General features: G+C 59.0%; 21 protein-coding genes. 14 read left to right on the top strand and 7 right to left on the bottom strand.

Annotated elements, in window-relative coordinates:
* Positions 1–76: 76 nt before the first annotated feature.
* From SJY13_RS14135 to amaB, 9 genes are all read left to right on the top strand, one after another.
* Complete coding sequence (locus SJY13_RS14135) at positions 77–1,048, top strand: alpha/beta hydrolase (protein ID WP_377191629.1); 972 nt, start codon at positions 77–79, stop codon at positions 1,046–1,048.
* A 178-nt stretch (positions 1,049–1,226) separates the two neighbouring features.
* Positions 1,227–2,807: an ABC transporter substrate-binding protein gene (locus SJY13_RS14130; protein ID WP_377191627.1), complete on the top strand. Its 1,581-nt coding sequence runs from the start codon at positions 1,227–1,229 to the stop codon at positions 2,805–2,807.
* A gap of 103 nt (positions 2,808–2,910) precedes the next feature.
* Positions 2,911–4,476, top strand: coding sequence for an ABC transporter substrate-binding protein (locus tag SJY13_RS14125; protein WP_377191625.1), 1,566 nt, complete (start codon positions 2,911–2,913; stop codon positions 4,474–4,476).
* 74 nt (positions 4,477–4,550) lie between these two features.
* Entirely contained in the window at positions 4,551–5,528 is a 978-nt protein-coding gene (locus tag SJY13_RS14120; protein WP_085823508.1) for an ABC transporter permease, read from the top strand.
* The gene (locus SJY13_RS14115; protein ID WP_377191623.1) at positions 5,525–6,475 is read left to right on the top strand and encodes an ABC transporter permease; all 951 of its coding nucleotides are present in this window, start codon (positions 5,525–5,527) and stop codon (positions 6,473–6,475) included. Before SJY13_RS14120 ends, SJY13_RS14115 begins: the two co-directional genes overlap by 4 nt.
* A 4-nt stretch (positions 6,476–6,479) precedes the next feature.
* Positions 6,480–8,189, top strand: coding sequence for an ABC transporter ATP-binding protein (locus SJY13_RS14110; RefSeq protein ID WP_377191621.1), 1,710 nt, complete (start codon positions 6,480–6,482; stop codon positions 8,187–8,189).
* Positions 8,190–8,525: 336 nt separating this feature from the next.
* Entirely contained in the window at positions 8,526–8,795 is a 270-nt protein-coding gene (locus SJY13_RS14105; RefSeq protein WP_377191619.1) for a hypothetical protein, read from the top strand.
* A 108-nt stretch (positions 8,796–8,903) separates the two neighbouring features.
* Positions 8,904–10,010, top strand: coding sequence for a saccharopine dehydrogenase family protein (locus SJY13_RS14100; protein WP_377191617.1), 1,107 nt, complete (start codon positions 8,904–8,906; stop codon positions 10,008–10,010).
* Positions 10,011–10,028: 18 nt separating this feature from the next.
* Positions 10,029–11,525: an L-piperidine-6-carboxylate dehydrogenase gene (amaB, locus tag SJY13_RS14095; protein ID WP_377193655.1), complete on the top strand. Its 1,497-nt coding sequence runs from the start codon at positions 10,029–10,031 to the stop codon at positions 11,523–11,525.
* Between the two features lie 33 nt (positions 11,526–11,558).
* Here the strand turns inward: amaB and SJY13_RS14090 are convergent, their stop codons facing one another.
* A complete protein-coding gene (locus SJY13_RS14090; RefSeq protein WP_377191615.1) occupies positions 11,559–13,136 on the bottom strand; it encodes a DUF5928 domain-containing protein in 1,578 nt (525 codons plus the stop codon).
* Positions 13,137–13,277: 141 nt separating this feature from the next.
* On the opposite strand from SJY13_RS14090, the gene SJY13_RS14085 reads away from it, so the two are divergent.
* Positions 13,278–14,096, top strand: coding sequence for a sulfotransferase family protein (locus tag SJY13_RS14085; RefSeq protein ID WP_085823515.1), 819 nt, complete (start codon positions 13,278–13,280; stop codon positions 14,094–14,096).
* Positions 14,097–14,255: 159 nt separating this feature from the next.
* Here SJY13_RS14085 and ilvD read toward each other — a convergent pair whose 3' ends face one another.
* Positions 14,256–16,088: a dihydroxy-acid dehydratase gene (gene ilvD / locus SJY13_RS14080; RefSeq protein ID WP_377191613.1), complete on the bottom strand. Its 1,833-nt coding sequence runs from the start codon at positions 16,086–16,088 to the stop codon at positions 14,256–14,258.
* Positions 16,089–16,195: 107 nt separating this feature from the next.
* Here ilvD and SJY13_RS14075 point away from each other — a divergent pair, with 107 nt between their 5' ends.
* Entirely contained in the window at positions 16,196–16,744 is a 549-nt protein-coding gene (locus SJY13_RS14075; protein WP_377191611.1) for a helix-turn-helix domain-containing protein, read from the top strand.
* Between the two features lie 18 nt (positions 16,745–16,762).
* Here the strand turns inward: SJY13_RS14075 and SJY13_RS14070 are convergent, their stop codons facing one another.
* On the bottom strand, positions 16,763–17,155 hold the full coding sequence (locus SJY13_RS14070) for a hypothetical protein (RefSeq protein ID WP_377191609.1): 393 nt from the start codon (positions 17,153–17,155) through the stop codon (positions 16,763–16,765).
* Between the two features lie 104 nt (positions 17,156–17,259).
* Between SJY13_RS14070 and sseA the strand changes: the two genes are divergently transcribed.
* Positions 17,260–18,114, top strand: coding sequence for a 3-mercaptopyruvate sulfurtransferase (gene sseA, locus SJY13_RS14065; RefSeq protein WP_377191607.1), 855 nt, complete (start codon positions 17,260–17,262; stop codon positions 18,112–18,114).
* On the top strand, positions 18,114–19,298 hold the full coding sequence (locus SJY13_RS14060; RefSeq protein ID WP_377191605.1) for an amino acid aminotransferase: 1,185 nt from the start codon (positions 18,114–18,116) through the stop codon (positions 19,296–19,298). Before sseA ends, SJY13_RS14060 begins: the two co-directional genes overlap by 1 nt.
* Positions 19,299–19,361: 63 nt before the next feature.
* On the opposite strand, the gene SJY13_RS14055 is transcribed toward SJY13_RS14060, so the two are convergent.
* A complete protein-coding gene (locus SJY13_RS14055; protein ID WP_377191603.1) occupies positions 19,362–20,684 on the bottom strand; it encodes an ammonium transporter in 1,323 nt (440 codons plus the stop codon).
* 33 nt (positions 20,685–20,717) lie between these two features.
* A complete protein-coding gene (locus SJY13_RS14050; protein ID WP_377191601.1) occupies positions 20,718–21,056 on the bottom strand; it encodes a P-II family nitrogen regulator in 339 nt (112 codons plus the stop codon).
* 258 nt (positions 21,057–21,314) lie between these two features.
* On the opposite strand from SJY13_RS14050, the gene SJY13_RS14045 reads away from it, so the two are divergent.
* Positions 21,315–23,495 carry a transglycosylase domain-containing protein gene (locus SJY13_RS14045; protein WP_377191599.1) on the top strand — a complete coding sequence of 727 codons (2,181 nt, stop codon included), beginning with the start codon at positions 21,315–21,317 and terminating at the stop codon, positions 23,493–23,495.
* A gap of 59 nt (positions 23,496–23,554) precedes the next feature.
* On the opposite strand, the gene leuB is transcribed toward SJY13_RS14045, so the two are convergent.
* Together leuB and SJY13_RS14035 are read right to left on the bottom strand one after the other, a co-directional pair.
* Positions 23,555–24,658 carry a 3-isopropylmalate dehydrogenase gene (gene leuB, locus SJY13_RS14040; RefSeq protein WP_377191597.1) on the bottom strand — a complete coding sequence of 368 codons (1,104 nt, stop codon included), beginning with the start codon at positions 24,656–24,658 and terminating at the stop codon, positions 23,555–23,557.
* Positions 24,659–24,793: 135 nt separating this feature from the next.
* Positions 24,794–25,693: a LysR family transcriptional regulator gene (locus SJY13_RS14035; protein WP_377191595.1), complete on the bottom strand. Its 900-nt coding sequence runs from the start codon at positions 25,691–25,693 to the stop codon at positions 24,794–24,796.
* Positions 25,694–25,716: the final 23 nt, after the last annotated feature.

Raw genomic sequence — 25,716 nt, 5'->3', positions numbered from 1 at the left:
CCGATTGCTGACAGCGCCTCCCCGGATTGATACTCTGGAGGTATCCAGTGCCTCATTTTCAGCCCGGAGATTTCACATGCTTTTCATCACCAACCGATTTCCAACCCAAAGCATCCGCACGCGCCGCGGGCGCCGGTTTACCTTTGATCTGAACAACAACGCGCCGTCCAATTCGGTCTTTTATTGCGAAAAAGGTCCGGACGAGCACCATACCGAAATTACCAGCAAGGAACTGCTGCGCCGGGTGCGTGACAGCCAACGCCGGCAGATTCTGCTGTATCTGCACGGGTTCAACAATCTGCCCGAGGACGTGTTCGAAACCACGGCCGAGCTGCAAAGGCTGTGTGATGCGGCCAATCCAAACGAAGTTCTGGTGCTGCCCCTGATTTGGCCCAGTGACGCCGAAGAGGGCATCGTGCAGAAATACTGGGACGATCAGAAATCCGCAGACCAAAGCGGGTTTTCCTTTGCCCGGGTGCTGGAGCGGTTCATGGAGTGGCGTAACAGCGCCGATAACGAGCCCGATGTTGCGCCCTGTCTGAAACGGATCAACCTTCTGGCCCATTCGATGGGCAACCGGGTGCTGCGGCAGACTCTGATCGCCTGGGACCGGTATGATCTGGCCTCCGGTGTGCCGCTGCTGTTCCGCAATACATTCATGGTGGCCGCGGACGTGGTAAATGAGACCGTGCACGAGGACGAGCCGGGTGTTCTGGTCAGCCATGCCTCGCGCAATGTGGTGGTTTATTACGCTTCTGACGATCTGGCGTTGCGGGCCAGCAAGGCGGCGAACCTCAGGAACAAGGTGGCCTCACGCCGGTTGGGGCATACGGGGCCGGAAAACATCGACCGCACCCCGCGTAACGTGTTTCAGGTCGATTGCGATGACGTCAACACACGCTATGACACGCCGACCGGGCACAAGTATTTTGGCGCCAAAAAACGCGGCGGAGACGCCGGCAAGGTGTTCGTGCATATTATGCAATGCGTGCAATCGGGTCGCGTCTTTCCGCAGGATCCGCATCAGCGCTCGGTCATACTGGATTAACGTCTTTACCCGTCTGATATGTGACGTTTCCAGCCGACTTTCCCTTGGGTCGGGGCGGGTGAGCACAATCTAATGTTGCAACTGGCAAAATGATCTGGATGATCAGGTTCACCATGGCCGCAAAAAGCGGCCCGCCGTCCAAAACCGACGGTGCATACAAAAAACAGGGGAGACTATAATGATCCTAAGAAACTTGATGATGGCTGCCAGCGCCACCGCGTTGATGGCCACGGGTGCATCTGCTGAAACTCTGCGCTGGGCGCGTGCGGGCAACTCGCTGACGCTGGACCCGCATGCTCAGAACGAAGGTCCGACATCGGCGCTGGCGCACCAGATCATGGAAACGCTGGTGATGCGCGACCATTCCGGCGCGCTTGTGCCCTCGCTGGCCACCGAATGGGCCCCGTCCGAGGAAAACCCGAACATTTGGGTGTTCAAGTTGCGTGAAGGCGTGACCTTCCATGACGGTGCCGAGTTTGACAGCGAAGACGTTGTGTTCTCGCTGAACCGGGCGATGACGCCGGACAGCGACTACAAGGAACTGCTGGCCTCGGTCAAAGAGGTGCGCGCACCGGACAAATACACGGTTGAGATCGAAACCGATGGTCCGAACCCGATCATGCCCAACAACCTGACCAACATGTTCATGATGGATAAAGGCTGGGCCGAAGCGAACAACGCCGTCAAGGTGCAGGATTATGAGGGTGGCGAAGATACATTCGCAGCCAAGAACGCCAATGGCACCGGCCCCTACAAGCTGGTTAGCCGCGAACCGGACGTGAAAACTGTTCTGGCGGCCAATGAAAACTATTGGGGACAGGGTGAGTTCCCGCTGCAGGTGACCGAGGTGATCTACACCCCGATCCAGAACGCCGCCACCCGCGTTGCGGCACTGTTGTCAGGCGAGGTCGACTTTATTCAGGACGTGCCCGTACAAGACCTCGAGCGGGTTGCGGGTTCCGACGGTCTGGACGTGCGCACCGCGCCGCAGAACCGGGTCATCTTCTTTGGCATGAACATGGGCGATGCGGATTTGGCCAATGACAATGTCGACGGCAAGAACCCGTTGTCAGATGTGCGTGTGCGTCAAGCCATGTCCAAGGCGATCAATCGCGATGCGATTAAACAGGTTGTGATGCGCGGCCAGTCGGCCCCGGCAGGCATGATCGCGCCGCCTTTTGTGAATGGTTGGGACGAAGGCATGGACAGCTCGTCCAGCACCGATATCGAAGGGGCCAAGGCGCTGATGGCTGAGGCGGGGTATCCGGATGGGTTCTCGATCCAGCTTGATTGCCCGAACGACCGTTATGTCAACGATGAGGCGATCTGTCAGGCTGCCGTCGGTATGCTGGCGCAGATCGGCATCACCGTTAATCTGGATGCCAAACCCAAGGCGCAGCATTTCCCGCTGATCAACAACCTGGAAACCGATTTCTACATGCTGGGCTGGGGTGTTCCGACCTACGACTCGGAATACATCTTCAACTTCCTGACTCACACCAAAGGTGAGAAATATGGATCATGGAACGGCACACGCTATTCCAACCCGGATCTGGATGCGAAGATCGTGGCGCTGGCCTCGGAAACCAACCTGCCTGAGCGCGATAAGCAGATCGCCGAAATCTGGCAGGTGGTGCAGGACGAACAGCTGTATATTCCGATCCACCATCAGGTGCTGAACTGGGGTATGAAGTCGAACGTCGGCACCGTGGTCGAGCCCGAGGATTTGCCCAAGATCAAGTACTTCACTCTGAATTAAGTCATTCAGATCGGTGATTTGGCAGGGCGCGTGTATAGCGCCCTGCCTTTTGCGCTATGGTTTGGTGCACCACCCGTTGCGGGACATACAGGGAGATTTCGCCATGATTCTCAGGAACAGTGCCTTTGCTCTGGCCGTGCTGGCCGCCACCAGCGTCCAGGCCGCTGAATTCAAATGGGCCTCGACCACCGACCCGCAAACGATGGACCCGCACGCCGTCAACTCGGCCCCTGTTCTGGGGTTCTTGAACAACGTCTACGAAGGTCTGGTGCGCCGCGACAAAAACATGAGTGTTGAACCCGCGCTGGCTGTCAGCTGGGAGACGATTGGTGACGGCGAAGGCTGGCGGTTCAAGCTGCGCGAGGGTGTGACGTTCCACGACGGCAGCAGCTTTGATGCGCAGGACGTGTTGTTCAGCTATCAGCGCGCCTCGGGCGAGGCGGCGGATACCCGTAGCTGGTTTGCACCCATCAGCGAGGTGATCGTGGTCGACGACTATACTGTCGATTTCATGACCACCGCCCCGAACCCGTTGTTCCCGTCCTCGATCGCCAACTGGATGATCATGGATCAGGGCTGGACCGAGGCCAACGATGCCGTTGTACCCGACAAGGAAACCGGGAACTACGCGACGCTGAACGCCAATGGCACCGGTGCCTTCAAGGTCACCGCCCGCGAGCCCGGTTTGCGCACGGTGCTAGAACCCTTTGACGGCTGGTGGGATCAGGCCGAGCACAACATCACCAGCGCCGAGTTCACTCCGATCCAGAACCCAGCCACCGCCGTGGCGGCGCTGTTGTCGGGCGATGTCGATATGATCAACCCGGTGCCCATTCAGGATGTGGCGCGCCTGCAGCAAAGCGGTGATGTCGAGGTCATTCAAGGTATCGAGGCCCGCGTGATCATGCTGGGGTTCGATCATCAGGCCGAGGTTTTGAAATACACCGACGATGCGGGTAAGCCGAACCCGTTCCGTGACCCGCGCGTGCGAAAAGCCGTGGCGCAGGCGGTCAATGTAGACGCTATTCTGGCCACCATCATGCGCGGCAATGCCGAGTCTGCCTCGCAACTGGTCAGCCCAGCGATGAGCGGCTATTCTCAGGCCAATGCAGACCGCCCCGCTTTTGACGTCGAGGTCGCCAAGGCGCTGTTGGCCGAGGCCGGGTATGCGGATGGGTTTTCCTTCGGGCTGAAATGCCCCAATGACCGCTATCTGAATGACGAAGCGGTCTGTCAGGCGGTTGTCAGCATGCTGGCGCAGATCGGGATCACGGCAGAGCTGGACGCCATGCCCGTGCGCAACTACTGGCCCGAGCTGCGCGAGGACAAGTACGATATGTACCTGCTGGGCTGGAGCCCGGGCACTTTTGATGCCGAACACCCTGTGCGCTTTCTGGTTGCCACTCCGAATGAGGAAAAGAAGCTGGGCAGCTGGAACTTCGGTGGCTTCTCGAACGCGCGGGTGGATGAATTGCTGCCGGTGATCCAGTCGGAACTGGATGCGGGTAACCGGCAGGCCATGCTGGATGAGGTCGCGCAGATCATTCAGGACGAACAAGTCTATGTTCCGATGTATGTGCAGCCTTTGGTCTGGGGTACGCGCAGCACGGTTGATCTGACGCAGCGCCCGGATAACTTCTTTTTGCTGCGCTGGGTGACTGTGAACTAAAGGCCAGAGTGTTAGCGATACCTTGACCATCTGATCACGCGCGGCCTAGAGAGGCCGATCAACGAGGAAAACGAATGTTCGCTTATATTGTCCGAAGGATGTTCCAATCCGTGATCGTGCTTTTGGTCGTGGGTTTGGTTGCCTTTTCGATGTTCCGCTTTGTCGGTGATCCGATCGACAACATGCTGGGCCAGGAACGGACGCAGGCCGATATCGACCGCCTGCGGACAGAGCTTGGCCTGGATCAACCATTCCCGGTGCAGTATTTCAAGTTCCTCAAGGGCGCTGTGCAGGGCGACTTTGGCGTCTCGTACCGACAGGGGCGTCCGGTCTCGACGATCCTGATCGAACGGGCTCCCGCCACGCTTGAGCTGGCTTTTGTCTCGGGCTTTCTGGCCATCACCATGGGCATTGCGCTGGGCGTCTTTACGGCGATCCGACGACAAGGGGTGGCTGCGAATGTCATCATGACCGTGTCCCTGCTTGGAGTGTCCCTGCCGACCTTCCTGATCGGGATATTGCTGATTTACGTCTTCTCGATTGAGCTTGGCGTTCTCCCCAGCTTTGGGAGGGGCGAGACCGTTATGATTGGCAGTTGGTCTACGGGGTTCCTGACAACCTCGGGGCTGAAGGCGCTGATCCTTCCGGCGATTACGCTGGGCCTGTATCAGATGACGCTGATCATGCGACTGGTGCGGTCGGAAATGCTTGAGGTCATGCGGGCCGATTACGTGCGTTTTGCCCGCGCCCGTGGGCTGTCCGACCGGGTGATCAACTTTCGCCATGCGCTGAAGAACACATTGGTTCCGGTGATCACCATTACCGGACTGCAGCTGGGCTCGATCATCGCCTTTGCCATCATCACCGAGACGGTGTTCCAGTGGCCGGGCGTAGGTCTGCTGTTCATCAACGCGATCCAGTTTGTCGATATCCCCGTCATGGCTGCGTATCTGATGTTGATCTCGGTCATGTTCGTGTCGATCAATCTGATTGTCGATCTTCTTTATTATGCCATTGACCCGCGCCTGCGCGTCGACGCGAGGGCCACATGACTGACACCATCGAATCCCCCAAGACCCCCGAGCAATCACGCTTTGCCAAATTCTGGGACAGCGATTTTGCGTGGTCGTTCCGCCATTCGCCGGTGGCAATTGTGGCCTCAGCCGTTGTTGTGCTTTTGGTATTGGCAGCGATCTTTGCACCGCTGATTGCTCCGCATAACCCGTTTGATCCGGTAACCCTGAACCTGATGAACGGGTTTACGCCCCCGGGTACGCCAAATGCCTTCACACAAGAGAGCTTCCTGCTGGGCACCGACGATCAGGGGCGCGATGTGTTTTCGACCATCCTGTATGGGATGCGTATTTCGCTGTTTGTTGGCGCCTCGGCGGTGCTTTTGGCGATGATCATCGGTGTGATCCTGGGGCTGGTTGCAGCCTATTTCGGCGGTTGGGTCGAGACCCTGATCATGCGGATCGCCGATGTGCAGTTGACCTTTCCCGCCATTCTGGTCGCCATGCTGATCTTTGGTATCGCCAAAGGCGTAACCCCGCCCGAATACCGCAATGAGATGGCGATCTATGTGCTGATCATCGCCATTGCCCTGTCGGACTGGGTGCAGTTTGCACGCGTCGTGCGCGGCGCGGCACTGGTGGAAAAGAACAAGGAATACGTGCAAGCCGCGCGTCTGATCGGGCGCGGGTCGATCCCGATCATGTTCCGTCACATCCTGCCCAATGTACTCAGCCCGGTTCTGGTGATCGCCACGATCTCGCTGGCGCTGGCCATTATTGCCGAGGCGACGCTTAGTTTTCTGGGCGTCGGGGCGCCGCCAACCCAGCCGTCTCTGGGTACGCTGATCCGGATCGGGCAGGGGTTTTTGTTCTCGGGGGAATGGTGGATTCTGTTCTTCCCGTCCTGCACGCTTTTGGCGCTGGCCTTGTCTGTTAACCTGCTGGGCGACTGGCTGCGCGATGCGCTGAACCCCAAGCTGCGGTGATCTCATGAGCCTTCTGACAATCAACGACCTGACGGTCGAATTTCCCACGCGCCGCCAGTTGTTTACGGCCGTGGATCATGTCGACCTGTCGGTTGAACCCGGTGAAATCCACGGTCTGGTGGGCGAATCCGGTGCTGGCAAGTCGACCATCGGCGCCGCGATCATGGGTCTGCTGGACCGGCCCGGGCGCATAGCCAGCGGCATGATCCGGCTGAGCGGAGACCAGATCAGCGGGTTGGACGCCGAGGCGATGCGCGGATTGCGAGGCAAGAAGATCTCGATGATCTTTCAGGACCCGCTGACCTCTCTGAACCCATTGTTCACGGTACGCGAGCAGTTGACCGAGACCATTCAGGCCCATCTGGGAGGCTCTGACGCCGAGGCGAACCAACGGGCTCGTGACCTGATTGACCGGGTTGGTATTCCCGACCCGGATACCCGGCTGGATCAATACCCGCACCAGTTCTCGGGCGGGATGCGGCAGCGTGTGGTGATTGCGCTGGCGCTGTGTACCGAACCCGATGTGATCATCGCGGATGAGCCGACCACCGCGCTGGATGTCTCAGTTCAGGCGCAGATTCTGGACCTGATCAAGGAACTGGCGCAGGAACGGCAGGTTGGGGTCATCCTGATCACCCACGACATGGGTGTGATTGCAGATACCACCGACAAGGTAACGGTGATGTATGCTGGCAAGGTGGTCGAAACCGGCCCAACCGCGCAGGTGATGGGCCAGCCCAGCCACGAATACACCAAATCGCTGATCGCCGCCGTGCCCCGTCCGACGCTGAAACTGCACCGCTTTCCGCAGATCAGCTATGGCGGGCGCGAGACCCGCTTTGCCATCGAAGACATGGCGCGCCATTGGCCCAAGGTGGACAATGACACTTCAAAACCGGTGTTTGAGATCCGCAACCTGACAAAGAAATTCCTGCAACGTCGCGGATTGCTGCCCTGGGACCGGACCTATTTCACCGCCGTGGACGAAGTCAGCTTTGATATTCGGGCAGGCGAAGTTTTTGGCGTCGTGGGCGAATCCGGCTCGGGGAAATCCACCATCGCGCGGATGATTGCGGGGCTGTATCCGGTGGATGGTGGCACCATCACGTTTGAAGGCCAGGTGGTCAGCGATCTGACCAACCGCGCCGCGCTGGATGCGTATCGCAAGAACATTCAGATGATCTTTCAGGACCCGTTTTCTTCGCTCAACCCCCGGATGCGGGTGGACGATATTGTGGCCGAGCCGATCCGCCATCACCGGCTGATGGACGGGGCTGATATCAAGCGCCGCGTTGATGAGTTGCTGGATCAGGTCGGGCTGGGCCACGTTGCCGGAACAAAGTACCCGCATGAGTTTTCAGGCGGGCAGCGGCAGCGGATCTCAATCGCGCGCGCCCTGGCCACGCAGCCGCGGTTCCTGATCTGCGACGAACCGACCAGCGCACTGGACGTGTCCATTCAGGCGCAGATTCTGAACATCCTGAAGGATTTGCAGGAACATCTGGGCCTGACCCTTTTGTTCATCAGCCACGACCTGCCGGTGGTGCGTCAGATGTGCGACCGGGTGGCGGTGATGAAGCAGGGCAAAGTGGTCGAACTTCAGGCCACCAACGACCTGTTTGCCAATCCGCAGACGGATTACGCAAGCGAGTTGCTGCGCCTGATGCCCAAGCTGGATGATCTGTCGACCGAAGGCCTAACCGCCGAGACTTGATCCATTGGTACATGCTGGGCGGGGCAACCTGACATTGCCCGCGCTGTGCGGCCTGCGGTCCGGCCTTGATCACAGGTTTCTGACAGGGCTCGGGCAATTTCGCGGTTGAGGCGCTGGTGTCCTCGGTCAACGAATTCATCGAAGGTGAGCCTGGATCTGCATGCGCAGTGGGACGCGATGCAGAAAACCAGCCAGTGGCGCTTTACCCCTCCGACCCGTGTGGTTGCGCCGCCGGGCGCGGAGCCCGCATACTGAGAACCGCGATGTCATGGTTTCCGGGATGCGGACACTGGGTTTGGAACCCTGCTATCGAATGAATGGCTGTCACCCATCATTGTGACGTGCTTCTGCCCGGCAGATCCGAATTTCAACTTTGGCCAGTTCCACGATGTGATGAAGGATCAGGGGTTTATCATCTATCCGGGCAAGCTGACGAACGTTGAGAGTTTTCGCATCGGTTGTATCGGTCGGATGGATGCGATGGTTATGCGGGCGGTGGTTGCCACGGCGAAACAAGCGCAGGATCAGATGCAGGTCACCAGCGCCGCACCCAGGTCCGAGGCGGTGGCCGACGCATGGTGCAGATCACTTGATCTGACTATTTGACAACTATTTCGTCAACATGACGGAAAAATCGGTGATTTCGTCAAGATTGCCCCTGCGGTTCGAACAGGCGCGGCCTCATACTTTTTGAAAGGAAAGAGGAGACCTGTTTTGAGCTGGAACATTTGTGTCATTGGCGCAGGCAAGATCGGTCAGATGATCGCCAGCCTGTTGCATGCATCATCGAACTATTCGGTCACGGTTGCCGACCGAGATTTGCAGGCTTTGTCGGTGTTGAACAGGCAAGGGATTGCGACCCGCCAGATCGACGTGAGTGACGACCATGAAATGGCACAGGGGATGGCTGGCTTTGACGCGGTCATTTCGGCGGCTCCGTTCTTTCTGACACCGAACATCGCCAGGGCCGCCAAAATCGCTGGCGCGCATTACTTTGACCTGACCGAAGACGTTGCGGCCACGAACGCCGTGCGCGAACTGGCAGCAGACAGTAAAACCGCCTTTATGCCGCAATGCGGTCTGGCGCCTGGGTTTGTTGGTATCGCCGGCGCGTCGCTGGCGGCCGAGTTTGATGAGCTCGACAGCCTGCATATGCGGGTCGGCGCGCTGCCGCTCTATCCGACCAACGCATTGAAATACAACCTGACCTGGTCGACTGATGGGCTGATCAACGAATACTGCAACCCCTGTGATGCCATTGTGAACGGCCAGCGTGTAAAGACCGCGCCGCTGGAGGATTACGAGGTACTTGGCCATGACGGGGTCGAGTATGAGTGTTTCAACACCTCCGGTGGCTTGGGTACGCTGCCCGAAACTCTTGAGGGCAAAGCGCAGGCAGTGTCCTACCGCTCGATCCGGTATCCGGGTCATTGCGATATCCTGAAACTGCTGCTCAAGGATCTTGGGCTGGAACATCGCCGTGATCTGCTGAAGGACATCTTTGAAGCCGCCCTGCCGCGCACGGATCAGGATGTGGTTCTGGTCTATTGCACCGCCAAGGGCAGGATCGACGGCGCGCTGCGCGAGAAATCCCTGATCAACAAGTCCTTCGCCCGCACGCTCAACGGTCAGGTCTGGAGCGCCATTCAGGTCACCACCGCCGCTGGCGTTCTGGGTGTGGTCGATCTGATGCGGACCGGTGGTCTGCCCAGCACAGGGTTTGTCCGGCAGGAACAGGTGACGCTTGCGGATTTCCTGAATACCGAATTTGGCCGGCTCTATCGTGCTGGCGACGTAACCGAACAGAACAAGGCGGCCTGAGATATGAAAGACATCGTGATGACTGCACAAACCACACTTGCAAATCTAGACCTGACATCGCCCGAACTGACCGGCGGTACACTGGCCGTGCATTCGCCCATCGATGGCAGCCTGCTGGCCGAGGTGCATGAATCACCGGTATCTGAGATGGACGCCATCTTTGTTCGGGCCAAAGCGGCGTTCAAAGCCTGGCGCGTTGTGCCCGCCCCGCGTCGGGGTGAGTTGATCCGCCTGTTGGGCGAAGAACTGCGCGCCGCCAAGGACGATCTGGGTGCGCTGGTCAGTTGGGAGGCTGGCAAAATCACATCCGAAGGTCTGGGCGAAGTGCAGGAGATGATCGACATCTGCGATTTCGCCGTCGGCCTGTCACGCCAGCTATATGGTCTGACCATTGCGTCCGAACGTCCCGGCCATCGGATGATGGAAACCTGGCACCCGGCTGGTCCGGTCGGCGTGATCTCGGCTTTTAACTTTCCGGTCGCTGTCTGGTCGTGGAACGCGGCGATTGCGCTGGTCTGCGGTGATCCGGTGATCTGGAAACCGTCCGAGAAATCGCCCCTGACCGCGATGGCTTGCCAGAAGATTTTTGAACGCGCGCTGGCCCGGTTCGGGGACGCGCCTGACAATCTGTTGCAGACCCTGATCGGCGGTGCCGCGCTGGGCGAGGCGCTGGTGGCCAGCGAGGACGTGCCGGTGATCTCGGCCACCGGATCAACCCGCATGGGCCGCGCTGTGGCCCCTATTGTGGCCCAGCGTTTCGGCAAATGCATTCTTGAGCTGGGCGGCAACAATGCGATGATCGTTGGCCCCTCGGCTGATCTGGAAATGGCCGTGCGCGCCATCGTCTTTTCCGCCGTCGGCACCGCCGGTCAGCGCTGTACCACGCTGCGTCGCCTGATAGTGCACAACTCGATCCGGTCAGAGTTGGTTAGCCGTCTGAAAAAAGCATATGCTGGTCTGCCCATCGGTAACCCGCTGACCGAGGGTACGCTGATCGGCCCGCTGGTGGATGAGGCCTCGGGCACAGCGATGACCGCAGCGCTGGAGGCCGCAAAGGCCGAAGGCGGCACCGTGTCCGGTGGTGACCGGGTGACCGAGGGCGTGCCCGCCGGTGTCTACATGCAGCCCGCCATTGTGGAAATGCCCGGTCAGACTGCCACGGTAAAGACCGAGACCTTTGCTCCGATCCTGTATGTCATGGGCTATGACACCTTCGACGACGCGCTTGAGTTGCAGAACGACGTGCCTCAGGGCCTGTCATCCTGCGTGTTCACCCTGAATATGCGCGAGGCGGAACAATTCCTGACCGCAGCCGGATCGGATTGCGGCATCGCCAATGTGAATATCGGACCTTCGGGGGCCGAAATCGGGGGCGCCTTTGGCGGTGAAAAGGAAACCGGTGGCGGGCGTGAAAGCGGATCGGATGCGTGGAAAGCCTATATGCGCCGTCAGACCAATACGGTGAACTATTCCGCTGAGCTGCCGCTGGCGCAGGGCGTTAAGTTCGATATCTGACCGATCGGCCCGGCGGCGCACCAGGTCGCCGGGTCAATCCGCAAACAGATACTCCAGTCGCATTATTGCCTGCGCCTGGTCTTGTGAGATGCCCAGAAACTCGGCCACGGCCGCTTCGTTTTCGATGCGCGGGCTGGATTCGCGGATGCGCAGATACCCGTCAAACCCGGCCCCCCGGATTAGTTCGGATTCATAGGCCATCGAATTGCGTAATGTTGGGATCAGATGGGCCACGGCCTCAGCCGGGTTGTGTGCCCCGGCCAGCCCAACCCGCCGGGCATGTCCGATCAGGTAGTCGTCTGAATAGTCACACTCGATCTCAAGAATATGGGTTTTGGCCTGATCGGCGCAGAAATCCTGAATGACCTCCAGATCAGAAGGATCGACGCAGATTACCAACTTGTCGGTGTCAAAGCTGTCAAACAGCATCCGCACCACCGCGCGCCTGTGCCGGGACCGTTTCAGCAAGGTCGTCTCGATCCCGCCCAAATCGGGCAGAGCCGTTTCCTCTTCGTTGAACAGGTATTCGACACACGGAATATCCGTCTCAGAGACGATCTGATCCACCAGCCGTTTGGCGACGTGCCATTTCTTACAGACGATCAGATAGACCTCACGTTCCGGGCCCAGCGTATTCCCGGCCTCCCAGAAGCGCTGGCCGAAACGGCGACCAACCCGTCCTCGCCCGGTCAGGAATCCAAACAGGTTGCGTCCCTCATCCGAGATTTTGAACGCGACCCCTTCACTGGCATAAAGCTTGCCAAGCCGCTCCTTCAACTCATGCGCCTCGGGGCTGATCTTGCGGGCAAACAGGTAATCCTGACCCAGCAGCAGGTCGTAGTGGTCGTTGTAAAACGAAACCGGCATCCCGTAATCCGAGAACATCAGGAATGTGGGCGTCCGATTTTCAATCTCTTGCTTTGGGATCAGGTGCCGGACGAGGGTTTGAAAGAACGTCTCGTCCGGAATCCATGTGGTCGAAAAAAACCGCACCACATCCGGACGTTGTTGCAGGAAATCCAGGATCATTTCGACCGTACGGCGGCGCAGGCACCACCATTGACTGCCGATCATGATCTGAAGATCGGCCGGTATGTCACGTGTAAGGCCAAAACGCTTCTGCATTTCGAACGCGGTGTAGAACAGTTTGCTTTGGGTGCGTTCATTGAAGAAATGACGATAGATCAGCCGGTCTTTCTTCATGCCGGTCTTGATCCAGTTGCTGGCGAAAAAATCGTGACTTTCGACAAAATCCTTGTCGTTTTCGTCCAGAAACCAATGGGCATATTCGGCGGTCTTGATCGCCATGCAATCGCCCGACAGCATGTAGAAATGCGTCGCGCGTGGAAACGCGTCAACGGCTGCTTGTACGGCGTTCAGGGTGGCCTGCACCAAAGACCACTCTCCCCAACCGCACTTGATACGCTTGGCTGCAAAGGTGACGTTGGGGTTGTCCTTCAATGCGTGGCGCATGCGGTCATAGGCCTTCGCATCAGCGCGTGCATCAAAGTGAATGGCCATGCAGTCCCCGGCGGCAGTCAGTTGCTCGGCCTGAGCAATGATGGCGTCGGGGTCTTTGTGACATAACAGAATATAGGCAATCCTTGCCATAATGCCCCTGTAAGGTTTGTTTTAGCTCGTTTCCATCCGTGATACTGAGGATGAGCGATTGAATAAACAGAATATTTTTGGTTCTTTGGGTACAAAAGCAGGCGTGTTTATTAAGTACCGACCGGTAAGGAGGCACAGCAGATGGGTTTTCCCGGCACATGGATGACCGAAAGTGAAAGCATGGTGTACCGTGTTGTGCCAAAATGTGCCTGCTCGACCATCGGGCAGATCATGTATTATTCGGACCATGGACAGTTCTTCGAGGGCGACATTCACGACGCCAAGGACGGGATGCACAAATGGGCCTTTGACGGCAGTCAGGGCAAAATCTCGAACAATGTCCGTGATCATGCATCTTTTACGTTTACCTGCGTGCGCAACCCGTACACGCGGATCCTCAGTTCGTTCTTCGACAAGATTTGCGGCATTCAGCGCAACGGCAAACGCTATCGCGGCAATCTGGTACCAACACTGATCTATAATTATGGGATTGATGTGGGCGGGGACGATGGCAGGGGCGAATTCGACCAGATTGCCAGCTTTCGGCGGTTTTTGTTGTTTGCGCGCGATACGATCCGCTGGCGCAGGCCGATGGATCCCGACATTCACTGGTCGGCGATGTCAGGCCATGTGTCGACCTTCATTGTCAACGGTGGTCGGTATGATCGGATTTTCTGGACCGAGAAATTCAATGACGGGATGCAGGGCGTTCTGGACAGCCTTCAGACGCAGCACGCGGTCAACCTGACCGAGATTCCGCGCTTCAACGAATCCGAAGGTCATGGCCCTAAACGCGCCCATCCGGTCGAGGATTATTTCGACGATCTGTCGATGCATCTTGTGTACGAAATCTACAAACAGGATTTTGAGCTGTTTAAATACGATTTCGAGAATCCGGGGAACAAGATGCCAATTGGCGAGATCGATCTGGACGAGGTCCAGGCTAAACTCGGCGACTAAGACACACAACAGCCACTCCCGCCCATCCTCGCTGTCTCAAACGAGACATCTCCTATGGTTGGGCCCGGCGCCGCGCAAAGCGCGGCGCCGGGCCCAAGGCCGAACGTGGCATCTGCGCAGCAGATGGTGCGTTTCGGGGGCGGGAGGGGTTGGGTATGATCAGACCTCGCGTACTGCCCCTTTTGCCGCGCTGGTTGTCAGCTTGGCATAGGCCTTGAGCGCCGTAGACACTTTGCGCTTGCGCGGTGCAGCGGGTACCCAGCCTTTTTCGTCTTGCTCTGCGCGGCGTGCCGCCAATTCTTCGTCAGATACGGCCAGATGGATCGAGCGGTTCGGGATGTCGATCTCGATCCGGTCACCCTGACGCACCAACCCGATCACACCGCCTTCGGCTGCTTCGGGTGAGACGTGGCCGATCGACAGGCCGGAGGTTCCACCTGAGAACCGTCCGTCCGTCAGCAAAGCGCAGGCTTTTCCCAGACCTTTGGATTTCAGGTAAGACGTCGGGTACAGCATTTCCTGCATCCCCGGCCCACCGCGCGGACCTTCATAGCGGATCACCACCACGTCGCCGGCCTGAACCTTGCCGGTCAGGATATCGTTGACGGCCTGATCCTGGCTTTCGCAGACATAGGCCGATCCGGTGAAGGTCAGGCTGTTGGCATCGACCCCTGCGGTTTTCACGATACAGCCGTCGCGGGCGATATTGCCGAACAGCACGGCCAGACCACCATCCTGGCTGAACGCGTGTTCTTTGGACCGGATCACGCCGCCTTCGCGGTCGATGTCCAAGTCTTTGTACCGGTTCGACTGGCTGAAGGCCTGCGTGGTGCGGACACCGCCCGGCGCGGCCTTGAACAGGTCCTGTGCCTTGGGGTTGTTGGCTACCTTGATGTCCCAATTGGCAATTGCCTCGCCAATCGTTCCGGAATGTACGGTGCTGCATTCATTGTGAAACAGCCCCGCGCGGCTGAGTTCACCCAGGATCGAGAAGATGCCACCAGCACGGTGGACGTCTTCCATGTGAACATTCTCGGTATTGGGCGCGACCTTGCACAGGCAAGGCACTTTCCGGCTGAGGCGGTCCATATCGGTCATGGTGAAATCAACCTCACCCTCGTGGGCGATGGCCAGCAGGTGCAGTACCGTATTGGTGGACCCGCCCATTGCGATATCCAGGCTCATCGCGTTCTCGAACGCTTCAAACGTGGCGATCTCTCGTGGCAGAAAACCTTTTTCGTTTAGGTCGTAGTGGCGTTTGGTAATCTCGACGATCCGGCGACCGGCTTCAAGAAACAGCTCTTTCCGATCCGAATGCGTGGCCAGGGTTGAGCCGTTGCCCGGCAGTGCCAGACCCAGCGCCTCGGCCAGACAGTTCATCGAATTGGCAGTGAACATGCCTGAACACGAGCCACAAGTGGGGCAGGCGTTTTCTTCGATATGCTGGACCTGCTCATCGGTGAACTTGTCATCAGCAGCGGCCACCATCGCATCTACCAGGTCGATCTTTTTGGCGTCCAGATCGGCGATGTCGATCTTGCCCGCCTCCATCGGCCCGCCCGAGACAAAGATGGCCGGAATGTTCAGGCGCATCGCGGCCATCAGCATTCCGGGGGTAATCTTGTCGCAGTTCGAGATGCAAACCATCGCATCAGCACAGTGCGCGTTGACCATGTATTCCACCGAATCCGCGATCACCTCACGCGAGGGCAGGGAATACAGCATTCCGTCATGACCCATGGCAATGCCGTCATCCACCGCGATGGTGTTGAACTCTTTGGCGACACCGCCTGCGGCTTCGACCTCGCGGGCGACCATCTGGCCCAGATCCTTCAGGTGCACGTGGCCTGGCACGAACTGGGTGAACGAGTTGACGATGGCGATGATCGGCTTGCCGAAATCGTCGTCACCCATACCGGTGGCACGCCACAGGCCGCGGGCACCGGCCATGTTGCGGCCATGGGTTGAGGTTCTGGATCGGTACAATGGCATGATGCTGTTTCCCTTTTGCCTCGGGTTGCATATCTTCGGGTTTGTGCGTTATAGCGCACGTATCACATGTGCGCTATAACGCACAAGAGGATTTGCAAGGTGGGACCATGGCACCGGACGACATAACGCTGAAACTACGGGATGTGCGGGCGGCCTCGGGGCTGAGCCTGTCCAAAGTGGCTGAGATGACCGGCGTCAGCAAAGCCATGCTGGGCCAGATCGAACGGGGCGAATCCAGCCCGACCATTGCGACGCTGTGGAAGATCGCCAAAGGGTTTCAACTGCCGCTGAGCGCGCTGATCGGATCGTCTGCCCTGCGTGATACCGCAACGCCGGATGTGTTTCGCACGGTGACCTTTCCCGGCAGTATCGAGGTCAAGATCGTCTTTCCGTTTGACCCTGCGCTTGGGGCCGAGACCTTTCACGTTAACCTCGCCCCGAACCAGAGCCACGAGTCCGCCGCCCATGCCACAGGCGTAACCGAAGAAGTGTTCATCCTGACCGGCGCATTAGAAATTCTGCGCGACGGCGAGTGGGTGCCGTTACAGGCCGGGCAGGGGCTGCGCTTTGCCGCCGACCTGCCGCACGGATACCGCGCTGGACCTGAAGGCGCGGCGTTTCTGAACATGCACCATTATGCACAGCTTGACGCCTAAGCCTGGTCCGGCGCTGCCTCATAGTGGTCCGGCGACCTCGCCTAAAGGCAAAGTGAATCCGCATTCCGCGCATAGATTAGCCTCCGCGGTACGAAAGGGTTTGCTGCATTGCGGGCAAAGGCTGTCAAAATCCGAACGTCTCGTGCACCAAATCTCGTCCGGGTGCTCAAGCGTTGCTCCTGTGATCTTGTGGTAATTCGTCAAAGCAGCCTGACCGATTGGTTCGAGGCGTCGCGCCTTCTCCAACGAGCAACCGGTCTTCCTGTGGTATTCTATGACAGATGCCACGCGGCCGCGCAGCATGTCTGTTAAACTTGCCCGGTCAGCATCCCCAAGCAGTGGCACGGATTTGCGCAATTTGTAAACATATACTGCTTTTGGCATTTTCGGCCCCGATTTTTCTTTGATCATAGTGGAACTATGTCCGGCTGTTGATTGTAATTGCCCCCATCCAGACTTGAACCCAAATCCAGCCGCGTATAGGGAAAACCCAAGCGCGCTTAGGGGAGGCTTTGATGAAGGACGATCCGAAAACCCTCGTTTCCACTGAATGGCTTGCCGCCCATCTCAAGGATCCGGACCTGCGGGTTCTGGATGGGTCGTGGTACTTGCCGCAGCACGGGCGCGACGCGAAGGCTGAATATGACGCAGGTCATATCCCCGGTGCGCGGTTCTTTGATATCGATGACATTGCCGATCACCGGTCGGACCTGCCGCATATGGCACCTCCGGTCGAGAAGTTTATGTCGCGCCTGCGGGCGATGGGCGTGGGCGATGGCCATCAGGTTGTTGTTTATGACGGATCGGGCCTGTCCTCTGCCGCGCGGGTTTGGTGGATGTTCCGCCTGATGGGACAGGACAACATCGCCGTGTTGGACGGTGGATTTCCGAAATGGCAGTCTGAGGGGCGCGAGGTTGAGGATCTGCCCCCCGTGATCCGTGATCGGCACATGACCGTGCGGGTTCAGAACCATCTTGTCCGCGATGTTACCCAGGTTTCCGCGGCTGCGAAACTGGGCGATCACGAAATCATCGACGCGCGCGCGGCGGGCCGGTTCGTAGGGACAGACCCCGAGCCGCGCGAAGGCCTGCGTTCGGGCCGCATCCCCGGATCCAGCAATGTGCCCTTTGGCACATTGCTGAACAAAAACCACACGATGAAATCGCCCGACGAATGCCGCGCCATCTTCGAGGCCGCAGGTGTCGATCTGTCGAAACCGGCGATCACCTCGTGCGGGTCGGGCGTGACTGCCGCGATCCTCAGCCTGGCGCTTGAGCGCATCGGCAAGAAAGATCATTCGCTTTATGACGGCTCCTGGGCTGAATGGGGTGCCTTCCCAACCCTGCCCGTCGCTACCGGAGAGAACTGATGTTCGAAAACCTGAAACCGCAACCCGCCGACAAGATTCTGGCGCTGATGCAGGCGTACCGTGAAGATCCCCGCGATCAGAAGATCGATCTGGGTGTGGGCGTCTACAAGAATGCCGACGGGATCACCCCGGTCATGCGCGCGGTGAAAGCAGCCGAAAAGCGCATTTTGGAAGAGCAGCAGAGCAAGGCCTATACCGGTCTGGCCGGTGATCCGGCCTATGCGGATGCGATGATCGACCTGATCCTTGGCACATCCGTTCCGCGCGGCAACATCGCCGCCGTGGCAACCCCCGGCGGCACCGGGGCCTGCCGCCAGGCGTTTGAGATGATCCGCATGGCCAACCCCTCGGCGCGTGTGTTTGTGTCGAACCCGACCTGGCCGAACCACCTGTCGATCCTGAACTATCTGGGGATGGAGACGGTCCAGTATCGCTACTTCGACGGCGAAACCCGCGGCGTTGATTTCGACGGTATGATCGCCGACCTGAAAACCGCCAAGGCGGGCGACGTTGTGCTGTTGCATGGCTGTTGCCACAACCCAACAGGTGCCAACCTGAACCTGGTGCAGTGGCAAGAGATCGTGAACATCATCAACGAACTTGGCCTGGTGGCGATGATCGACATTGCCTATCAGGGCTTTGGCGATGGTCTGGAAGAGGATGCGCAGGCGACCCGTTTGGTGGCCTCATCGGTCAAACGCTGTCTGATCGCGGCGTCCTGTTCCAAGAATTTCGGCGTTTACCGCGAACGCACCGGTCTACTGATGGCGATCAGTGATGATGCGGCGCAGACTGCCCTGAATCAGAGCACATTGGCGTTTTTGAACCGCCAGAACTATTCCTTCCCGCCCGATCACGGCGCACGCGTGGTGACTACGATTCTGACCGACCCCACCCTGCGGGCCGACTGGGAGGCTGAGCTGGAGGAGATCCGCCTGTCGATGCTGGGCTTGCGGCAACAGCTGGCTGATGAGCTCCAACGCCACAGCGGCTCGGACCGGTTCGGGTTTGTCGCGCAACATCGCGGCATGTTCTCGCGCCTTGGCGCAGCCCCGGAACTGGTAGAACAACTGCGCGCTGATCACGGCATCTATATGGTCGGCGACAGCCGTCTGAACATTGCCGGGCTGAATGCCAACACGGTTCCGATTCTGGCCAAGGCGATTGTCGACGTCGGAGTTTAAATCTGCGGAAAAAAAGAAACCCGGGCGAAACCGCCCGGGTTTTTTGTTGGTTTGGGTTGGATATCAGCCCTTTGAGAACTCTGGGTACGCTTCCATGCCCAGTTCAGCCATGTCCAGGCCGTTGATCTCATCCTCTTCGCTGACGCGAATGCCGACGGTGGCCTTCAGGATCGACCACAGGGTCAAAGCGCCGACAAAGGTGAACAGACCGTAGGCGAGGATACCCAGCAGCTGCATACCCAGGCTGGCTTCGCCGTAAAAAATCACGGCGACGGTGCCCCAGATCCCGGCGAACAGGTGAACCGGGATGGCACCAACCACGTCGTCGATCTTGAACTTGTCCAGCATCGGAACCGCAAAGACCACGATGACACCGCCAACGGCACCGATCCACAGCGCGCCGAACAGGGTCGGGGCCAGCGGCTCCGCAGTGATCGACACCAGGCCGGCCAGCGCGCCGTTTAGCACCATGGTCAGGTCAGGTTTTTTGTACAGCAGCTGTGTCAGGATCAGGGCTGCCACTGCACCTGCGGCTGCGGCCATGTTGGTGTTGGCAAAGATGCGCGACACGTCGGATACGTCACCCACGGTGCCCATCGCCAGCTGCGACCCGCCGTTGAAACCGAACCACCCCAGCCACAGGATGAATGTCCCCAAAGTGGCCAGCGCCAGGTTCGAACCAGGCATCGGATGAACCTTGCCGTCTTTGTACTTGCCAATCCGCGGACCCAGGATCAGGGCACCTGCCAGAGCCGCCCAGCCGCCAACCGAATGCACGATGGTCGAGCCAGCAAAATCCGAGAAACCAGCCTCGGACAACCAGCCACCGCCCCACTGCCACGAGCCAGAGATCGGGTACATGACGCCGGTCAGAACAATCACGAAAACCAGGAAGGGCCACAGCTTGATACGTTCAGCTACAGCACCCGATACGATCGACGCGGTTGCGGCCACAAACACGAGCTGGAAGAAGAAGTCCGAACCAACCGAAGCATAATCCAATGCCGCGGCGTCAGCACCCACGCCCACCGGATCCAGGACCGTGGTTTTGAAGAACGGTCCAACCCACCCCGCGATGGTCCAGCCGTCGCCGGGGTACATCAGGTTGAAGCCGATCAGCCAGTACATGATCGCGGCAAAGGAAAACAGCGCCACGTTCTTGATCATCTGCATGGCCACGTTTTTCGACCGCACCAGCCCGCCTTCGAGCATGGCAAAGCCGGCGGCCATGAAAAACACCAGGAACCCTGCCATCAGAAACAGCAGCGTGGTGAAGATGTATTGTGTGTGCAGGGCGGCTTCGCCGGTGGCGGCCTCCTGCGCTAGGCCCATCTGCGGCAGCGCGACGATCGCGGCGGCAGGGATGAGAGATTTCATCAGGTTCATTGTCAGTCCTCGAATAGTGTTGAGTGGGGGCGCTTACAGCGCCTCTTCGTTCGTTTCCCCGGTCCGCACGCGCAGGGCCTGCTCGACATCAAGGACGAAAATCTTGCCGTCGCCGATCTTGCCGGTCTTGGCGGATTTGGTGATGGTTTCTACGATCTGGTCGCCCATCGTGGCGGGCACCACGATCTCCAGTTTGATCTTGGGTACAAAGTTCACAGCGTATTCTGCGCCGCGATAAATCTCGGTGTGACCCGATTGCGAGCCGAAGCCCTTGATTTCGGTCACCATCATGCCGCGAACGCCCGCTTCGGTCAGTGCTTCGCGCACCTCCTCGAGCTTGAACGGCTTGATTGTCGCAATGATCAGTTTCACGTTAATCCCCTCTGCTTCCCCGGTCTGTCCGGTTTGTTTGCACCTGCAGAAAAAGAACGCGCCTGAACGCTGTTAGGAACGGTGTTGCGGGTAAATCGCCGGGGAAAATACAGGCAAGGTGCACATTTTTTGCACAGAATCTGCTGTTTGATTAAATTATAGGCGTGTTGAGGAGGCTGCCTTCCGGAATTTCATACCTCTACTTCGCGGGTATGGCAGGGTATGGTGCCCCAAAACGATAACGGGCAGAGTTTGAGCATGACTGAGTCCAGGCGCCGCAAGGCTCCGCTTGTCGCGGACAAGAGATACCCGTCGAAAGGGCGCAAACCCACGGCGACCAAGCGGGCTGCAAAGCCCGCGGGCAAGAAAGCGACGGCGCGCAAGACGACGACGCGGCGCACCACCCGCAAGAAAACACGCAAGAAGTCCGGCGGCGGCGGCGGATTTTTCCGCCGGTTGTTCCGTTGGGTCTGGCGGTTGATCTGGGGCGTGACCTGGCGTGTCGGAGCGATTGCGGCGCTGTTGCTGGCGCTGGCGGTCGGGATTGTCTACACCTCGCTACCCGATGTGGACGCGTTGCTGGACGGTCGGGCGCGCGGGTCGGTGACCCTGTTGGATCGCAACGGCAAGGTCTTTGCCTGGCGCGGTGATCAGTTTGGCGGGGTAATTACTGCCGACACCGTGTCGCCCTATCTGAAGAACGCCGTTGTCGCGACCGAAGACAAGCGATTCTACCGTCACTTCGGTGTCAGCCCCCGGGGTGTTGCCAGCGCGGTGCGCATCAACCTGAGCGAGGGGCGCGGGCCGCTGTCAGGCCATGGCGGGTCGACCATCACCCAGCAGACGGCCAAACTGCTGTGTTTGGGTGTGCCTTATGTGCCCAGCGAATGGGAGTCTGAGAAAGCCTACGAATCCGATTGCCGTCAGGGATCGCTGTGGCGCAAGGCCAAGGAAGCGGTCTATGCGATGGCGATGGAGGTCAAATACTCCAAGGATGAAGTTCTGACCATCTACCTGAACCGCGCCTTTCTGGGCTCTGGCGCTCGCGGGTTCGAAGCCGCCAGTCAGCGCTATTTCGGGATTTCAGCGGCAGAAGTGAACCCATCTCAGGCTGCGATGCTGGCTGGTTTGCTTGTTGCGCCCACGCGATACGCGCCCACAAACAACCTGCAACGGTCGCAGGATCGGGCCCAACTGGTGATTGGGCTGATGGAGGCGCAGGAGTACCTGACTGCCTCACAGGCCAGCAAGGCGCGCAGCAATCCGGCTCAGCTGTCCGAGGCCGCCGCAGCGCGCGCTGGCGGTTATTTCGCTGATTGGGTCATCACCGAGCTGCCCAGTTTCTTTGGCACCGACACCACCGATGACGTTGTGATCCGCACCACGCTGGATCAGCGCTTGCAGAAATCGGCAGAAGAGGCGCTGAAATACATCTTTGAGGAAAAGGTGCGCGAAGGATCGAAAGCGCAGGCCGCGATTGTGGTGATGTCAGCAGACGGAGCCGTGCGGGCCATGGTCGGCGGGCGCAAGACGCGGGTGTCGGGGGCGTTTAACCGCGCCACACAGGCGCTGCGTCAGACCGGGTCATCCTTTAAGCCCTTCGTCTATGCCACGGCGCTGGAGCTGGGCTATTCGCCGCTGGATACGGTGATGGATGAGCCGACGTGTTGGAACATCGCTGGATCGGGCCAATGGTGCCCCAAGAACTACACGAATAAATACTATGGGCGCGTCTCACTGGCCGACGCGCTGAAAAACTCGCTGAACATTCCGGCGGTGAAAGTGGCCGAAATCTCAGGGCTGGACAATGTCCGCACCGTTGCCAGCGAGTTTGGTATTGAAAGCAATTTGGCCGAAGGACCCGCACTGGCATTGGGCGCGTCAGAAAGCACTTTGATCGAGATGACCGGCGCTTACGCCGGTATCCTGAACGGGGGCTCATCCGTTGAACCCTATGGCCTGTCCGAGCTGAAACTTCTGGGCGACAGCGCGCCCATGATGGTGACCACAACGGGCATCGGCGAACGGGTGATCAACGACAAAGCTGCCAAGCAACTGACCTGGATGATGGAGCGTGTAGTCTCTGAGGGTACTGGCGGGCGCGCCAAGCTGCCCGGATGGCAAGTGGCGGGCAAGACCGGCACGACGCAGGCCGCGCGGGATGCCTGGTTCATCGGGTTCACGGCGGATTACGTGACGGGCGTCTGGATGGGCTATGACGACAACACGCCCCTGTCGGGTGTGACCGGCGGGGGCCTGCCTGCGGAAATCTGGAGAGAGACGATGGTGCGCGTGACCGAGGGGATGACCCCGACACCGCTGCCAATGTTGGCCCCGGACCCGCCTGTTCGGACAGCACAACCGCAACAACAGCGCCGTAAGGGCAAAGGCTTCGAAGATACGATAAACAATCTATTGAAGAATATCTTCGGAAACTGAGAAGCAAAAGAGAAAGGCGGCGCCCAGTGCGCCGCCTTTTTTTCGAATATGGACCTAGATCAGAGGCTTTCGTCCAAAGCGGCAAGAATAGCGTCGCCCATTTCGGTGGTGGAAACCGGCTGAACCCCTTCGTCGGCCAGCAGGTCACCGGTGCGGACACCATCGGCCAGAACTTTTTCAATCGCGGCTTCCAGACGACCAGCCTCGTCACCTTGATCAAAGCTATAGCGCAGCGCCATGGCAAAGCTGAGGATACAGGCGATCGGGTTGGCCTTGCCCTGACCCGCGATATCCGGGGCCGATCCATGGACCGGTTCGTACATCGCCTTGGGGCGGCCATTGGCCATCGGTGCACCCAGAGACGCCGAGGGCAGCATGCCCAGTGAACCGGTCAACATCGCGGCACAGTCCGACAGGATATCGCCAAACAGGTTATCGGTCACGATGACGTCGAACTGTTTGGGCGCGCGCACCAACTGCATCGCACCATTGTCGGCATACATGTGCGACAGCTCGACCTCGGGGTATTCCTTGGCCACACGGTCGACGACCTCGCGCCACAGGATGCCGGATTCCATCACGTTGGCCTTCTCCATCGAGCAGACCTTTTTGTTCCGGCGCATCGCCAGTTCAAAGGCCGACCGCGCGGCGCGTTCGATCTCGGATTCGGTATAACGCTGGGTGTTGATGCCCACACGTTCATTGCCTTCTTCAAAAATTCCGCGGGGCTCGCCGAAATAGACGCCCGAGGTCAACTCGCGGACGATCATGATGTCGAGGCCAGCGACGATGTCTTTCTTTAGCGAAGAGAAGTCCGCCAGCGCGTCAAAGCATTGTGCCGGGCGCAGGTTGGAATACAGGTCCATCTCTTTGCGCAGGCGCAGCAAACCGCGTTCGGGCTTGAGGCTGAAGTCCAGATCGTCGTATTTCGGGCCGCCTACAGCGCCCAGCAATACCGCGTCTGCCTCTTGCGCCTTGACCATGGTCTCGTCCGACAGGGGCTTGCCATGGGCGTCATACGCGGCACCGCCGACCAGATCCTCGCTCACGTCGAATTCCAGGCCTCGGTTCGCACCGAACCAAGTGATGATTCTGCGTACTTCGGCCATGACTTCGGGGCCAATTCCGTCTCCGGGCAGGATGAGGAGCGAGGGGTTGGACATGAAGGATCTCCTTGCGTTTCGTCGAAAAGGCCCTAGCGCCTGTGCTGCATCGGGTCAATGAGACGAACAGGCTTAAACGTCGGAACAGTGCGGGAAATCGGGTTTCTGTGCCCTGCAGGCCGCCTGCGGCGGTGATTACGCTTTCAGACCGGACCTTAGCCCCTCGGCCAGCAAGTCCCAGACGCGGCGGATTCGCGGTGTCTGGCGCATCGCCTGTGGCGCGGCCAGCCAAACCGGAAGCACGGGGATCGCAACGTCCAATGGCAGCACTTCGACCAGCGGATCAGCTTCGGCGACCTGCACCTGGCTGAACCCGATGCCGCATCCGGCGCGGATCAGCTCCCAATAGGCGCTTTGCAAATCGCAGCGGGTGGCAAAGCTGCCCCGGTTCGCGGGCCAGCCCTTTTCCTGCATTTTGGTGATGATCTGTTCATTGGCGTCGAACCCGACCAGATCGTGATCAAACAGATCTTCGGGTTTTTCAGGCCTGCCGACGCGGTCCAGATAGGATCGTGCGGCGCAGAAACACAACGGTACGTCCCCCAGATAACGCGAGATGAGGTCCACCTGTTCCGGTCGGTACATGCGCACGGCAATGTCGGCCTCGCGGTACAGCAGGTTTTCGGTGGCATCCGTGGCGACCAGATCCAGCTGTATGGCGGGTTCTTCCACCCGGATATGCGCCAGGATCGCGGGCAATAGATGGTGCGAGGCAAAGACCGAGGCCGTGATGCGCACCGAGCCTTCCAGTTGTTGCGATTGACCGGCGGCGGTCAAACTGAACGTATTCATGGCCAGGTGCATCTGCTGGGCCATCGGCAACAATTGCGCGCCAACATCGCTCAGCTTGAGGCCGCGCGCATGGCGGTCGAACAGAGACACGCCAAGCTCGTCCTCAAGCGCATGAATCTGGCGGCCCAGCGTCGGCTGGCTGCGATCCAGTCGCCGCGCCGCCGCAGATAATGAGCCGGTTTCAGCCACGGCCAGAAAGCTCTGAATCAACGACCAGTCAGAATGGGTTAGAGATTTGTCCATTCAAAAATGAATACACGTTCTGT

The sequence above is a fragment of the Ruegeria meonggei genome (assembly GCF_042768335.1).
In the GTDB taxonomy this organism is placed as follows: domain Bacteria; phylum Pseudomonadota; class Alphaproteobacteria; order Rhodobacterales; family Rhodobacteraceae; genus Ruegeria; species Ruegeria meonggei.
Note: the sequence above shows the minus strand (reverse complement) of the source record. Positions and strands in the feature narration are given on the sequence as shown.